The sequence below is a fragment of the Streptomyces humidus genome (assembly GCF_014649655.1).
Classification (GTDB): domain Bacteria; phylum Actinomycetota; class Actinomycetes; order Streptomycetales; family Streptomycetaceae; genus Streptomyces; species Streptomyces humidus.
In genome coordinates, this window is the sequence record NZ_BMTL01000015.1 from 12,123 (window position 1) to 26,514 (window position 14,392).

General features: G+C 73.1%; 15 protein-coding genes. 9 read left to right on the forward strand and 6 right to left on the reverse strand.

Going from position 1 to position 14,392, the window contains the following annotated elements; translation table 11 throughout:
• The first annotated feature begins 424 nt into the window (after positions 1-424).
• Positions 425-964 carry a hypothetical protein gene (locus IE239_RS18700; RefSeq protein WP_190150502.1) on the forward strand — a complete coding sequence of 180 codons (540 nt, stop codon included), beginning with the start codon at positions 425-427 and terminating at the stop codon, positions 962-964.
• A 104-nt stretch (positions 965-1,068) separates the two neighbouring features.
• On the opposite strand, the gene IE239_RS18705 is transcribed toward IE239_RS18700, so the two are convergent.
• Positions 1,069-1,920, reverse strand: a complete 852-nt coding sequence (locus IE239_RS18705) for a LysR family transcriptional regulator (protein ID WP_229878178.1) — start codon at positions 1,918-1,920, stop codon at positions 1,069-1,071.
• An 81-nt stretch (positions 1,921-2,001) separates the two neighbouring features.
• Between IE239_RS18705 and IE239_RS18710 the strand changes: the two genes are divergently transcribed.
• Positions 2,002-2,496 carry a cupin domain-containing protein gene (locus tag IE239_RS18710; protein WP_190150503.1) on the forward strand — a complete coding sequence of 165 codons (495 nt, stop codon included), beginning with the start codon at positions 2,002-2,004 and terminating at the stop codon, positions 2,494-2,496.
• Positions 2,497-2,605: 109 nt separating this feature from the next.
• Complete coding sequence (locus IE239_RS18715; protein ID WP_190150504.1) at positions 2,606-2,965, forward strand: DoxX family protein; 360 nt, start codon at positions 2,606-2,608, stop codon at positions 2,963-2,965.
• A 111-nt stretch (positions 2,966-3,076) separates the two neighbouring features.
• On the opposite strand, the gene IE239_RS18720 is transcribed toward IE239_RS18715, so the two are convergent.
• The 4 genes from IE239_RS18720 to IE239_RS18735 form a co-directional block, all read right to left on the reverse strand.
• Entirely contained in the window at positions 3,077-3,634 is a 558-nt protein-coding gene (locus IE239_RS18720) for a PadR family transcriptional regulator (RefSeq protein WP_190150505.1), read from the reverse strand.
• A gap of 29 nt (positions 3,635-3,663) precedes the next feature.
• Entirely contained in the window at positions 3,664-5,679 is a 2,016-nt protein-coding gene (locus tag IE239_RS18725) for an NADPH-dependent 2,4-dienoyl-CoA reductase (protein ID WP_190150506.1), read from the reverse strand.
• A 130-nt stretch (positions 5,680-5,809) separates the two neighbouring features.
• Positions 5,810-6,178: a hypothetical protein gene (locus IE239_RS18730; protein WP_190150507.1), complete on the reverse strand. Its 369-nt coding sequence runs from the start codon at positions 6,176-6,178 to the stop codon at positions 5,810-5,812.
• A gap of 133 nt (positions 6,179-6,311) precedes the next feature.
• The gene (locus tag IE239_RS18735; protein ID WP_229878179.1) at positions 6,312-7,214 is read right to left on the reverse strand and encodes a hypothetical protein; all 903 of its coding nucleotides are present in this window, start codon (positions 7,212-7,214) and stop codon (positions 6,312-6,314) included.
• Between the two features lie 242 nt (positions 7,215-7,456).
• Between IE239_RS18735 and IE239_RS18740 the strand changes: the two genes are divergently transcribed.
• Together IE239_RS18740 and IE239_RS18745 are read left to right on the forward strand one after the other, a co-directional pair.
• A complete protein-coding gene (locus tag IE239_RS18740; protein ID WP_190150508.1) occupies positions 7,457-9,550 on the forward strand; it encodes a SpoIIE family protein phosphatase in 2,094 nt (697 codons plus the stop codon).
• Positions 9,551-9,757: 207 nt separating this feature from the next.
• Entirely contained in the window at positions 9,758-10,495 is a 738-nt protein-coding gene (locus tag IE239_RS18745; RefSeq protein WP_190150509.1) for a hypothetical protein, read from the forward strand.
• Here the strand turns inward: IE239_RS18745 and IE239_RS18750 are convergent.
• Entirely contained in the window at positions 10,488-11,303 is an 816-nt protein-coding gene (locus IE239_RS18750) for a putative protein N(5)-glutamine methyltransferase (protein WP_190150510.1), read from the reverse strand. The genes IE239_RS18745 and IE239_RS18750 overlap by 8 nt on opposite strands.
• Positions 11,304-11,552: 249 nt before the next feature.
• On the opposite strand from IE239_RS18750, the gene IE239_RS18755 reads away from it, so the two are divergent.
• The 4 genes from IE239_RS18755 (at position 11,553) to IE239_RS18770 (ending at position 14,383) form a co-directional block, all read left to right on the forward strand.
• Positions 11,553-12,032, forward strand: a complete 480-nt coding sequence (locus tag IE239_RS18755) for a MarR family winged helix-turn-helix transcriptional regulator (RefSeq protein WP_190150511.1) — start codon at positions 11,553-11,555, stop codon at positions 12,030-12,032.
• A gap of 53 nt (positions 12,033-12,085) precedes the next feature.
• Complete coding sequence (locus IE239_RS18760) at positions 12,086-12,691, forward strand: sulfite oxidase-like oxidoreductase (protein WP_190150512.1); 606 nt, start codon at positions 12,086-12,088, stop codon at positions 12,689-12,691.
• Positions 12,684-13,481: a ferredoxin reductase gene (locus IE239_RS18765; RefSeq protein WP_373308115.1), complete on the forward strand. Its 798-nt coding sequence runs from the start codon at positions 12,684-12,686 to the stop codon at positions 13,479-13,481. Before IE239_RS18760 ends, IE239_RS18765 begins: the two co-directional genes overlap by 8 nt.
• Before the next feature lie 314 nt (positions 13,482-13,795).
• Positions 13,796-14,383: an Rv1733c family protein gene (locus tag IE239_RS18770; protein WP_190150513.1), complete on the forward strand. Its 588-nt coding sequence runs from the start codon at positions 13,796-13,798 to the stop codon at positions 14,381-14,383.
• Positions 14,384-14,392: the final 9 nt, after the last annotated feature.

Genomic DNA, 14,392 nt, shown 5'->3' on the forward strand with positions numbered 1-14,392 from the left:
GACTGCGGCGCGGGATCAGCGACGACAGCGGTCCGCGCCACCGGCATGAACTTCCGAGCCCTCAGGGAGAGTTCAGCCGCGAGGACCTTCAGCATACGTAACGTCCGGGTGCGGTCGCCAACGGCGGCCCCCGCCAGGTGATGGCCGCCTTCTTCGCGAAGCCGGTGGCGGGGGTCGGGCGCCGAATGCGGCTGCGGGCCAGGCTGCCGGACAGGGCCCGGGGCGGGTTCGCGGCGGGGCGGACGGGCGGGCGTGAGCGGGGGCCGTATGGGCCGTCCGAAGGAATCCGTCACCTGCCCGGGGGCCGCCCGGGTGCGGGGCGGACGGAGGGCGCATTGGCTGACCGTGAGGCAGCACGGGCGTACCCGACCCTCGGCGGCGCAAGGGATGTACCGCCAACCGTGCCGCCGCCGGAGGACATCCGATGCGCACTTCCCGTCTCCTCGTCCGCTCAGGGCTGACCGTGGCAGCCGCCGCCGCACTGCCCCTCACCCTGGCTTACGGGCCGGCCGCCGCCCGGGCTTCGGGCATCTCCGTCAGCACGACAGGCTCCACGGTGTCGGTGGTGACCAGCGTCTGCACGCAGACCAACGGGAGCTGGGGCACGGCGGCGCTGCTCGCCGGCGGCCAGGCGAGCTTCTCCCAGGGACGTCAGGTGGCCCTGTCGGGGACGACCGCCGGGCAGTCCGCCGCCTGGTCGGCCGTCTCGCCGGGCACCTACACCGTCGTCGTCATGTGCTCGCGCGGCGACACCGCGGGCACCCAGTCCGTGATCGTCTCCGCCCCCTCCACCCCGACGATCTCCGCTACGGCCTCGCCCTCGCGGGGAGTCATGGGCGGGCTCGGCGGCGCGGCCCGCGAGTACGGCACCGTCACCATGGCGGTGGGCGGGGCGCTGGTGGGGGCGGGCGTCATCGCGGCGGCCTGGTTCCTGCGCCGCCGCTCGAAGCCGCACCGGCTCTGAGGGGGACCGCCGAGGTCTCCGAGGACGCCGAGAACAGGTCGACAGCGGGGAACTGCTGCGGCGTTCGCTCGGGTCATGAGTCGCGGCGGCGCCGTTGCCGGTGGTCAGTGGCGGTACGCGGCTGTCGCGATCTCGATGAAGGATCGGATCAACGGGTTCGTGTCGCCCTTGTTCCACACCGCCACCACCCGGCTCGGCGGCATGTCCGTCAGCGGGACCATGGCCAGCTGCGCGGGCAGGTCGTGCCCGAAGGGGGCCAGGCCGACCGTGCCGTTCCACAGCACGGCCTGCAGACATTCCTGGACGGCACGCACCACCGGGCCTTCGCGTGGACTGCCGCCGTGCCAGTACGACTGCCAGACGGGATCGGTGCCCCGGGGGAACCGGAACCAGCGGCGGTCGCTCAGCTCGGCCAGCCGCAGCCCGTCGCGGCGGGCCAGCGGATCGTCGGCGCGCAGCACCACGCCGACCGGATCGGTCCGCAGGACACGCACCGTCAGCGCAGTCTCGTCGAACGGCGCCCGAGTCAGTGCGACGTCGACCAGTCCGGCGCGCAGCCCGCAGGTCGGGTCGGTCAGATCGGTGTCGCGGATCCGGATGTCGATGGCGGGGCGGTTTCGGCGGTAGGCGGCGGCCAGCCTGGCCACTCCGGGGTCGGTGCCGTCGCCCAGGATGCCGATGGTGAGGGTCTCGGCGCCGGCCGCCGCTCTCACGCGTACCCGGACGCGGTCGGCATGGTCGAGCAGGGCCCGCGCCTCGTCGAGCAGGACGGTGCCCACCGGGGTGAGCGTGACCCCTGTGGGCGAGCGGGCGAACAGCAGGGCGCCCGCGTCGGCCTCCAACTGCTTGATCGCCCGGCTCAGCGGCGGCTGACTCATGTGCAGTCGGGTGGCGGCCCGGCCGAAGTGGAGTTCTTCGGCGACCGCCACGAAGTAACGCAAGGTCCGTAGCTCCACGCTGCAACGATACCGATGAGGTATCGGCGCTGCGGGACGGGTCTTGGACACCGGCGGGGTCCCGGCGGTGCACTCGTCCACATGACCGCAGAAACGAAGAGCAGCGAGCCGCACGACCGTCCCTCCGTGTCGGTGGTGGGGCCCCACGACGGCGAGACAATCGTTCTGGGCGCCACGCGCATGCGTGTTCTGGAGGACGGCAGCCACACCGGGCACCGCCTCGCGATCGCCGAGTCCGTCCTCGCCCCGCACACGCAGGGTCCGCCGCAGCACCGCCACGGCCGACACGACGAGGGCTTCTACGTCCTCTCCGGCACCGTGCGGTTCACCGTCGGGGACGACGACCACGACGCCACCGCGGGGACGCTTGTCATGGTTCCGCCCGGCACGCCGCACACCTTCGCGAACCTGACGGACCGACCCGCCGTCATGCTCAGCACGTTCACCCCCGACCTGTACGTGCAGTACTTCCGAGACCTCGCGGAGGTGCTCGCCGACGGGCGGCCGTTGACGCCCCAGGCCAACATCGACGCGATGAGCCGCTACGCGACCCGGCCCGCCACCGACCCCGCCTGAAGGATCTCGCGTCCGAACCCCCGGACGACCGACCGGCCGGCCCCAGGGCTTCCCTGGCACTCGGCGCAATCGACGGGCCCTGCGAACCGGGGCCCCATGAACGGGAATCATGAACATCGCCTACTGGATCGTCGCGGGACCGCTCGCGCTCTTCTACTTCTACGCGGGCACGCTGAAGGTCATCCGCAGCCGCGATCAGCTCCGACCGATGATGACGTGGGTCGACCGCCTGCCCTTGCCCGCTCTCAGGGCGCTGGGGACGGTCGAAGTACTCGGCGCGACCGGTCTTGTCCTGCCACCGCTGACCGGCACCGCTCCCTGCCTGGCGTCGGCCGCAGCCATCGGCTTCGTACTCCTGCAGGCCGGTGCGATCGCCGTTCACCTGACCGGCGACGACCGTCGCATCGTCCTCAATGTCGGACTCACCGCCGCCGCGGCCGTGACCGTCTGGTCGGCCACCAGGGCGTGATCGTGGCTCGGTCCTCGACCGACGGCGGCGACCGTCAGGTCACCGTTCCACGGCCGCTGTCGCGACTCCCGATCACGCGAGGTCGCCCGTCCGGTTCCCGTCCGAGGCCCGTCAGCTCCCCCGGGGCCGGTCCTCCGCGTCGGGCAGCCCGGCCAGGGCCTCGGTGAGCCAGTGCGTCCAGAAGGTCTCCAGCTCGATGCCGGCGCGCAGGACCAGGTGCTGCAGCCTGGCCTGCGCGCTGTCCTCGCCGGGCGGGAAGTCGCGCTTCTCGATCTCCTCGTACTCGGCCAACTGCCTCCGGTGCAGCTCCAGATGGCGGCGCAGGTCGGCCTCCAGGCCCGCGGTGCCGACGACGGCCGCGGCGCGCAGCCGCAGCAGCATGGCGTCGCGGTGCGGCTTCGGGTCCTGGGCGGCCGCCGTCCACCGCGCGAGTTCGGCGCGGCCCGCGGGCAGGACCTCGTAGGCCTTCTTCTGCCCGCGGGCCGGCTGCTCGGCCGGCAGGGCGCGGATGTGGCCCTCGGCCTCCAGTCGTCCCAGTTCGCGGTAGATCTGCTGGTGCGTCGCCGACCAGAAGTAGCCGATCGACCTGTCGAACCGGCGGGTGAGATCCAGCCCCGACGACGAGGGACGCTCGAGCAGGGCGGTGAGGATCGCGTGCGGGAGTGACATGGAGTCATCCTAGGGACGCGCCCGAGGCCCTACAGGGCGGCTGCCAGCTCCGTGCCCTGCTGGACGGCGCGCTTGGCGTCCAGCTCGGCGGCCACGTCCGCGCCGCCGATGAGGTGCACGGATCCGCCGGCGGCGACCAGGGCGTCGTACAGGTCGCGGCGCGGGTCCTGGCCGGTGCACAGGACGATCGTGTCGACCTCCAGGACGGTGCTCTGCTCGCCGACGGTGAGGTGGAGTCCGGCGTCGTCGATGCGGTCGTAGCGCACGCCGGGGACCGTCGTGACGCCGCGGTGCCTGAGCTCGGTGCGGTGGATCCAGCCCGTGGTCCTGCCGAGGCCGGCGCCCACCTTGCCGGTCTTGCGCTGCAGGAGGTGGACCGCTCGCGGCGGGACGGGGTGTTCGGCGGCGGCGAGGCCACCGGGGCTCCGGTAGTCCATGTCGACGCCCCACCGGCGGAAGTAGGCCGCCGGGTCCTCGCTCGCCTTGTCGCCGCCGTCGGTGAGGAACTCGGCGACGTCGAAGCCGATGCCGCCCGCGCCGAGGATCGCGACGCGGTCGCCGACGGGCGCGCCGTCGCGCAGGACGTCGAGGTAGCCGACGACGCTCGGGTGGTCGACGCCCGGGATGTCGGGGGTGCGGGGGGTGACGCCGGTGGCGACGACGACCTCGTCGTAGTCGGCCACGTCCTCGGCGGCGACGTGCGTGTCGAGCCGTACGTCCACGCCGTGTGCGTCGAGCTGGTGGCGGAAGTAGCGCAGCGTCTCGTCGAACTCCTGCTTGCCGGGCACCTTGCGGGCGACGTTCAGCTGGCCGCCTATCTCGCTCGCCGCGTCGAAGAGGGTGACGTGGTGGCCTCGTTCGGCCGCGCTGACCGCGCACGCCAGACCCGCGGGCCCCGCGCCGACGACCGCGACGCGCTTGCGCAGCCGGGTGGGGGCGAGGACCAGCTCGGTCTCGTGGCAGGCGCGCGGATTGACCAGGCAGGAGGTGATCTTCCCGCTGAAGGTGTGGTCGAGGCAGGCCTGGTTGCAGCCGATGCAGGTGTTTATGGCCTCGGGCGTGCCCGCCGCCGCCTTGTTGACGAAGTCGGGGTCGGCGAGCATCGGGCGGGCCATGGACACCATGTCCGCACAGCCGTCGGCGAGCAACTGCTCTGCCACCTCGGGGGTGTTGATGCGGTTGGTGGTGACCAGGGGCACGGAGACCGCGCCCATGAGCTTCTTCGTCACCCAGGTGTAGGCGCCGCGCGGCACCGAGGTGGCGATGGTGGGGATACGCGCCTCGTGCCAGCCGATGCCGGTGTTGATGATCGTCGCGCCGGCCGCCTCGACCGCCTTCGCGAGGGCGACGACCTCGTCGAGGGTCGAGCCGCCGGGCACCAGGTCGAGCATGGACAGCCGGTAGACGACGATGAAGTCCTCGCCGACCGCCTCGCGCACCCGTCGGACGATCTCCAGCGGGAAACGCGTGCGGTTCTCGTACGAGCCGCCCCAGCGGTCCGTACGGTGGTTGGTCCGGGCCGCGATGAACTCGTTGACGAGGTAGCCCTCGGAGCCCATGATCTCGACGCCGTCGTAGCCGGCCTGCCGGGCGAGGCGGGCGGCGCGGGCGTAGTCGTCGATGGTGCGCTCGACGTCGGCGTCGGTGAGTTCCCGGGGCACGAAGGCGCTGATCGGCGCCTGCAGGGGGCTCGGCGCGACCAGGTCCGGGTGGTAGGCGTACCGGCCGAAGTGGAGGATCTGCATCGCTATACGGCCGCCCTCGCGGTGCACGGCGTCGGTGACGATCCGGTGCTGCTCGGCCTCCGCGTCCGTGGTGAGCTTGGCGCCGCCCTCGCCGGGCCGGCCCTCGTCGTTGGGGGCGATGCCGCCGGTGACGATGAGGCCCACTCCGCCGCGTGCGCGGGCGGCGTAGAACTCGGCCATGCGCTCGAATCCGCGCTCGGCCTCCTCGAGGCCGATGTGCATCGAGCCCATCAGGACGCGGTTGGGCAGCGTGGTGAAGCCCAGGTCGAGCGGGCTCAGCAGGTGGGGGTAACGGCTCATGGCAGGCCTCCGTGCGCGGCGGTTGTCCCCTAGTTCTAGAGGACCGCACCCGGGTTATGCAACTAGTTGCACAATAGACTCGGCCCATGTGCCGCAGGTCACCGTCTCGACGGCGTGCCCGTTCCCGTGCTCACCGGCTCTCGAGCAGCACGTGCAGCTCGCACTCCTGGTCGCCGGAGGCCGAGGACAGGTCGCGCACCGAGAACACCGAGTCGAGCGTCGAGCGGAGCCGCTCGATCGCCCAGTAGCCGCCCTGCGCGTCGGCCTCGACGGACGACGAGAGCCGGGCGGGCTCCGCGCAGTCACGCGCCTCGGTGACCTCGAAGGTCCCGAGCCACACCATCGGGCGCGACTCGTGCAGTTGCTGCGGATCCTCGTCGCTGCCACGGTCGGACTCGAAGCACGCATTGAGCGCGTCGAACACGATCCGGGCGTCCTCCTTGCTGCATCCGCTGATCTCGACGGAGACGGACTCCTCGTGCGATCGCTCGCGATCCATCGTGATCGCTCCTCTCGTGGGGTGGCGCGGCTGCGCGGGTTCCCCGCGCACCGCTCCACATCCCCAGAAAAGCACCCCTTTCCGTGCGGGACCAGCGACGGGCCGGCGACGCGTGCGGCCGCCGGCCCGGGGCTCAGCCGCGGGTGAAGCGGTACGTCTTGCTGTCGGTCAGCACACAGAAACCGGGTGAGACGACGATGACGCGCAGGGTGCCGCTGCGACGGTCGTAGTCGACGCCCTCCGCCTCGAACGCCCCCGAGCAGGAGCTGCGCAGCGGAAGCTGACGCAGGGCCGTGACATGGCCGGTGACGTCGGAGCCGCCGTTCGGCTGCGCGGACAGGTCGATCTGCAGCAGGGGTTTGGTGATGCCGAAGAGGGTGCCGGCCGGGTCGTCCGAGGAGCACAGCAGGGTCGTCGGTCCGGTGAAGTCGCAGCCCTGGACATCGCGCACGGCATGGTCGAGGCGGACGGTCGACGCCTGCGGCAGATCGGCGGACGGCGAGGTGCTCGCGTTCGCGCCGGGGGTCGGGAAGACGAGGAACCGGGTCATGGTGCCCCACTCGCCCGAGAGCATCCACTGGCTGTCCGGCGTGATCGCGACCCAGGAGTTGTTCAGGGCCTCACCAGGTGCGAGCGCGTGGACGTACTCGGACCAGGCGCCGCCGGGCGCCTGCACGCGGTACATCTTCGCGCCGTTCGAGTCGCTCTGGTAGGGCTCGACGTAGTAGCCGCCGTAGGAGGCGTCCGGGTCTCCGACGTGGTTCCAGCCCCGGACCGACAGGGACAGGGGGATGGTGCCGATGCCGGTGTAGCGGTTGGCGCTGCCCGCCGGGACCTCGACCGAGGTCAGCCCCTGGCTCTCGGTCAGCGGATCGGCCCGGTCGGAGCCGATCTCGGTCCAGGCGTCCGCGGCCGCGGCCGGCGGGGCCGCGGACAGGGCTGTGACGGTCGCGACGGCCAGCGCGACGAAGGAGGCGCGGGCGATGCGGGCTGCGTCGGCCAGGGCGACGCGGCGACGGACGGGGGGCAGGGGCATGGGTCTCCTCGTGCGGGGGGGGGCGGGACGCGCTCGGCGCACAGTCTGGCCCGCGATGATGGTCATGTACAGACCAACTACATGGACGGCGGCGGACCCTGAGGAGAACGGCGCGCCGAGCCGTACTGGAGGACCATGGGGAGGGGAGTCCGGCATGGGAGAAACGGGTTGAGCGCCAGAGAACAGGGGGAGTCGACATGGGGGACGGCGTGCCGCATCGACGCGCGGAGGCGGTGCGTGGCATGAGGGCAGACGGATCGTCCGCAGCCGACAACGCCGGCCCGACCGGGCCGGCCGACAACGCGGGCCCGGTCGGGCCCAGCGGGCTGCTGGACGTGCTGAACGTGGCCTCGGTGGTTCTCGACGCCGAAGGCCGTATCGCGCTGTGGAGCCCCCAGGCCGAGGAGCTGTTCGGCTATTCGGCGCAGGAGGCGCTGGGCAGGTACGCCGCCCGGGTGATGGTCCACGAGCGCCACATCGACCTGGTCGTCAAGCTGTTCGCGGACGTCATGGCCACCGGCCAGAGCTGGGCGGGGGCGTTCCCCGTCCGGCACAAGGACGGCACCACCACGCTGGTGGAGTTCCGGAACATGCGGCTCACGGACGACCGGGGCGAGGTCTACGCCCTGGGCCTGGCCGCCGACCGGACGACGGTGCGCCGGCTGGAACGTGACCTCGCCCTGTCCACCCGGATGGTCGCGCAGTCCCCCACCGGCCTCGCCGTGCTGGACACCGACCTGCGGTACGTGTCGGTCAACGCCGCGCTGGAGCGCATCAACGGCGTGCCGGCCGCGGAGCATCTCGGGCGCACGGTCCGCGAGGTGCTGCCGCTGCTGGCCGCCGACGCCCTGGAGGCCGCGGCACGTCAGGTGCTGCGGACGGGCGAATCACTGGTCGACCGTGTCGCGGCCGGCCGCACCCCGGCCGACCCGCAGAGGGACCACACCTGGTCGGTCTCCCTGTACCGCCTGGAGGACGCGCGCGGCACCGTGCTGGGCGTGGCCGCCTCGGTCAGAGACGTCACGGACCGCCACCAGGCGGCCGTCGAGGCCGAGACGGCGCGCCGCCGGCTGGCGCTGGTCGCCGACGCCTCGGCCCGCATCGGCACCACCCTGGACCTGGAGCGCACCGCCCGCGAGCTGGCCGAGGTGGCCGTGCCGGAACTGGCGGACGTGGCCGCGGTGGATATGCTCGACGCGGTGGTGGCGGGCCGGCGCACCAGCCTCGGGCCCGCCGAACCCGCCGTCATACGGGCCCTCGCGGTGCGGGCCGCCGACGAGCCGGACGCCCTGCGAGCGGCGGACCAGCCCGGGGAGGTGGCCAGCTACGCACCCGACCGGCTCGTCACCGAGTGTGTGCGCTCGGGCCGCCCGGTCATGCTGGCGCAGGTGACCGAGGCCGACCTCGCCCACATCGCCGGCTCCCCGGAAGCGGCCGCCCTGCTGGCACGGGCGGGGGTGCACTCCTACCTGGCGGTGCCGCTCATCGCGCGAGGCGAGGTGCTGGGCGCCCTCGACCTGAAACGGACCCGCAACCGGTTCCCCTTCAGCCAGGACGATCTGCTGCTCGCCCGTGAACTGGCGTCGCGCGCGGCCGTGCAGATCGACAACGCCCGCTGGTACCAGAACGCCCGCAACACCGCGCTCACCCTCCAGCGCAGCCTGCTGCCGAGCCATCCGCCGGTCACCGGCGGTCTGGAGGTCGCCTCCCGCTACCAGCCCGCAGGCGCCACCACGGAGGTCGGCGGCGACTGGTTCGACGTCATCCCGCTGCCGGACGGCAAGACGGCGCTCGTCGTCGGCGACGTCATGGGCAGCGGTATCGACGCCGCCGCCACGATGGGCCGGCTGCGCACGGCGACGACCACGCTGGCCTCTCTCGACCTCGACCCGGCGGTGCTTCTGGAGCACCTGGACCGCATCACCCAGGGCCTGAACCACTCCATCGCCACCTGCGTGTACGCCGTCCACGACCCGCGGTCCGGAACGTGCCGGATCGCCAACGCCGGGCATCTGCCGCCGGTCCGGGTGCGCCCCGGCCGCCCCCCGGAACTGCTGGAGCTGCCGACCGGCGTGCCGCTGGGCGTGGGCGGCGTGGCGTTCTCCACGACCGACGTCGACTTCGCGCCGGGAGACCAGCTGGTGCTGTACACGGACGGGCTGGTCGAGACCCGCACCCACTCCCTGGACGAGCGTCTGGAAGCGCTGCTGGCACTGCTCGACGATCCCGCCCGGCCGCTGGAGGAGCTGTGCGACCTGCTGCTGGAGTCACTGCACCACCCGGACAACCAGGACGACGTCGCCCTGCTGGTGGCACGGGCGCTGGTCACCGAATAGACGGGCGGACGCCCCGTTTCACAGCAACCCGTTTCACACGGTTTCACAGGTTTTCGTTACCGCTTCCTTAGCCGTTTCCCCGGACAATCACAGAGAGACGCGATCAGGACGTCACCGTTCGATGGTTTCCGATCATTTTCACTACTTTCAGCTCGTTTCAGCTCGTTTCCATTCGCTGCCGTTCGTCGCCGAGGAGAGTGAGCCGCCATGCAGGAGCACCGAGAGCCCCAGGAACCGCACGGCCCCCAGCGGCCGCCCGAGGCCGAACCGCTCCCGGGACCGGCCGACGGCGCCGGGGCACGCGAGGGGGGCCCGGTGCGCACCCTGTGGCGGGGCCGTTCCGCCCGCGCGCGGACGCTGATCGCGGCCACGACCGTCGCAGTCCTGGCGCTGGGGGGCACCGTCGCGTACGCGGCCACGTCGAACGGCTCCGGCGGCTCGCCGTCCGGCACGCCGTCCGCCTCCTCCTCCGAGGGGCCGGGCGGGCGGCACGGCCGGGGCGGGCCGTGGTTCGGCCTCGGCGGCGACGCGGTCCACGGCGAGGCGACCGTCAAGGACCCCGGCACGGGTGACTGGGTCGTCCGCGTGTGGCAACGGGGCTCCGTCGAGAAGGCGGACGACTCCCACCTCACCGTCAAGAGCGAGGACGGCGTCTCGTGGACGTGGACGCTCGGCCCGGACGCGCGCGTCTCCGTCGGCGGCGCCTCCGGCTCCGGGGCCGCCGCGCCGACGAAGGGCGACACCGTGTTCGTCGTCGGAACGCGTTCCGGGGACACGAACACGGCCGACCGGGTCCTGTCCGGCTCCTTCGGCGACCGCGGCCGGGACGACCGCGACCACGGTCACGACCACGACCGCCACGACGGCTTCCCCGGACACGGCCCGTGGGACCGGGGCGGCCAGAACCGCTCCCCCGGCCCCATGGACAGCGGCGCCGCTACCTGAGTCCCGTCCCGAGGATCACGTGGGCGGACAGCTCCCCGTCCCTCGCCACCCGCACCGCCAGACCACTGCGGGTGAACGCCTCCACGGCCGCCGGAGCCTGGCGCCCGCTGGTCTCGACGAGGAGGCAGCCGCCGGGGGCCAGCCAGCGCGGCGCCTCGGCGGCGACCCGGCGCAGTACGTCCAGCCCGTCGCCGCCGCCGTCCAGGGCGGTGAGCGGCTCGTGCTCGCGGGCCTCGGTCGGCAGCAGGGGCACCTCGCCGGTGGGCACGTACGGCACGTTGGCGGCCAGGATGTCGACGCGGCCGCGCAGCCGGGCGGGCAGCGGCGCGAACAGATCGCCCACGTAGGCCTGTCCGCCGTGCCCGGCGAGGTTGCGCCGTGCGCAGCCGACCGCCACCGGGTCGATGTCCGCGGCGTGCAGTTCGACCGGCCCGAGCGAGGCGGCCAGGGCCGCGCCGACCGCCCCGGAGCCGCAGCACAGATCGACGACCACCGACGCGTGCGGCGCCGCGGCGAGCGCCTGGTCGACGAGGAACTCGGTTCGGCGGCGAGGGACGAAGACGCCCGGCTCGACGGTGATGCGCAGACCGTGGAACTCGGCCCAGCCGACGACGTGTTCGAGGGGCAGGCCCGCCGCACGGCGTCGTGCCATGGCGGCTGCCTCGTCCGCGGTCGGGGCGGCGTCGAGGATCAACTCCGCCTCCTCCTCCGCGAAGACGCACCCGGCGGCGCGCAGGGCGATGACGAGCGCGTCACGGGAGGACGAAGGCTGCGAGGAGGAAGAAGCGGTGGGGATGGAAGGAGGCATGGAGCCGAGGAGCCTTTCGAGAAGTCGAAGGGCGCTCCCGCGGTCGCCTAGACGCGGCGGTCCACGCCGTCACGAGAGGAGAGCACCCGACCTGACACAGCGGTAATGGGTCTCACCTCCCAAGGCCTCGCGCGACCGGGAACCTCCGCGGCCGTCGGCCACCCTACCCCAGCGCCCGCCCTCTGTTCATGACGTCTCCGCACCTCAAGTTGTATTATGCAACTGAGCTACCAGGGAGGGTGAGGACCGGTGGGAGCAGCCGACGCCGTGGAGACGATCCAGCGGGAGATGACGAGCTTCGCCCGGCGGGCCCGCGCCTCGGCGGGCCGGCTGCACCCCGAACTGTCGCTGGTGTCGTACACGCTGCTCGGCCACCTGGAGGAGAGCGGCGGCTGCCGGGCCACCGACCTCGCCGCGCACTACGCCCTGGACAAGTCCACGGTCAGCCGGCAGGTCACCGCCCTGGAGCGCGCCGGCCTGATCGGCCGCCGCCAGGACCCCGAGGACCACCGCGTCCAGGTCCTCCACCTCACCGACGCCGGACGGCGCATCCTGGCCCAGGTCACCGAGAGCCGTCGCGCCGCCTTCCACGAGCGCCTGGCCGGGTGGCCGGTCCGGGACCTGGAGCGGTTCGCGGCGTACCTGGTGCGGTACAACGCCCGGCCCGGCCACGCCCCGGACGGCGACCGACCGACGAGCGGGGGACCACCCGGTGCGGGGAGCCGCTGACTTGCACGTACGGTGGACCGCGTCAGCAACCGCCGCCCTCACGCTGGAACCGCATGAACGTCACCCGAGGCTTCACCGGCCGCCCCCGCGTCGCCGATCCGGGACTGCCCCCCGGCCAGTACGACGCCGGCGACGACTGGCCCGTGCTGTCCGCCGAGGTCACGCCCGACCTGGCGCCCGCCGACTGGACCTTCCGCGTCGACGGACTGGTGCGGGCGCCACGCACCTGGGACTGGGAGGAGGCGCACACGCTCCCGGAGTCCGCCTACGAGGGCGACATCCACTGCGTCACGAGCTGGTCGAAGTTCGGGGTGCGGTTCGGGGGCGTCTGCCTGGACGCGTTCCTGGCCGCCGTGCGGCCCGAAGCGGCCGCAACACACGCGGTGGCGTACTCCCACACCGGGTACACCACGAGCCTGCCGCTGGCCGACCTGACCGGCGGACGGGCCTGGATCGCCTGGGAGTACGACGGCGAGCCCCTCGCGGCCGAGCACGGCGGTCCCGCACGGCTGCTGGTGCCGCATCTGTACTTCTGGAAGAGCGCCAAGTGGATCGCGGGCCTGCGCCTTCTCGACCACGACGAGCCCGGTTTCTGGGAGCAGAACGGCTACCACGCGCGGGGCAACCCGTGGGAGGAACAGAGGTACTCCGGTGACTGAGGCCTTCGTCGCCCCGTCCCGGGCCGCCGCTCCCCCGTCCGGGACGTTCGTCCCGGCGACCCGGTTCGCCGTGCCCGGCCGGATCGCCGTCAACGGCCGCCAAGCCTCCGAGTGGCAGACGGCGACACTGACCGAGATCCGCCGCGAGACCCCGCTGGCGTCGACCTTCCGGTTCGCGGCGCGGGCCTGGGCGGGCCATCTGCCCGGCCAGCATCTGATGCTCCGGCTGACCGCCGACGACGGCTACACCGCCCAGCGCCACTACTCGATCGCCTCCGCGCCCGACGACGACGGACACATCGAGCTGACGCTGGACCACGTGGACGGCGGCGAGGTCTCGGGCTGGTTCCACACCACGGCCGAGCCGGGCGACGAGGTCGAGGTGCGCGGCCCGCTCAGCGGCTTCTTCGCCTGGCCCGGCGACCGGCCCGCACTGCTGATCGGCGCCGGGTCCGGGGTCGTCCCGTTGATGTCGATGGTCCGCCACCACCGGGCGCGCGGCCTCGACGTGCCGCTGAGGCTGGTGGTGTCCGCCCGCGCCCCCGAAGAACTGATCTACGCCCGCGAGCTCGGCGCGGAGACGACGCGCGTGTTCACCCGGAGCGCGCCCCTGGGCGTGCCCGTGGGCCGCCTCGGGGCGGCGCACCTGGCGCCGCTGCTCGCCGAGGAGCCGGAGGGCGGCTGGGAGGCGTACGTGTGCGGTTCGAACGGGTTCGCCGAACACGCGTCACGGCTGCTGGTCGAGGCCGGGCAGCCGGTGGACCGCATCAGGATCGAACGCTTCGGCTGACCTGAGCCGAGCCGAGTCGACCTGGCCTGCCCTGGGCCGACCTGGCCTTCCCTGAGCCGAGCCGGTCGGCCGGGCCCCGCCGACCGGTCCGCACCCGGGCCCCCGTTCACCGCCGTCCACCGCTCCCCGATCGCTTCTCCCGTCCCCCTCATGCCCGTTCCCGGCTCCCGCTTGCCGATCGCTGCCGAGAGGCGCCGCCGAGGGCCAGAGGGCGCTGTCGAGGGGCCGTCGTGAACGATGCGTGAAACGATGTAGTCCGAACGGGGTACCTCCCTCCGGTGGGCACTCGTACGCGTGACGGCGAGGAGGTCGACATGCGAAACGGGGTGCGCGGCTGGCGTCGGCGGAGCAATCCGCTGCTGCGCCGGTCGGACGTCGTCGAGGCGTGGACGGCGCTGATCGTCGCCGCGCTGCTGTTGGTGGCCGCGCCCCTGGCCGGGGCGCTCGCGGGCCGCTGGGCCCATGACGACGCGCAGGCGGCCGCGGTCCGGCAGCGGACCGAACGCCATCACGTGAGCGCGCAGGTGGTGAGCCGCCCGCCCGAGACCATGCCGGCGGTGGAGGGCGGCAGACAGCAGACCGTCCCGGTTAGCGTGCGCTGGACGCCGCAGGGCGGGCAGGCGCGGACGGCCACCGCACGGGTGCCGGTGGGCACGCACCGCGGAGACGTGGTGGACGTGTGGTTCGACGACCACGGCCGCAGCGTCGCGCCGCCGCCGAACGACACGATGGTGTGGCAGCACACGCTCACCCTGGGCGTCTGCGTGGCCGGTGGCGCAGCGGCCTCGGTGCTGCTCGCGCACGCCGCCGTACGCCGGGTGGCGATGCGTCACCGGCTGGCCGAGTGGGAACGGGAGTGGGCGCGCACCGAGCCGCAGTGGACCCGGCGCAGGCCCGCCTGAAGCTTGCGA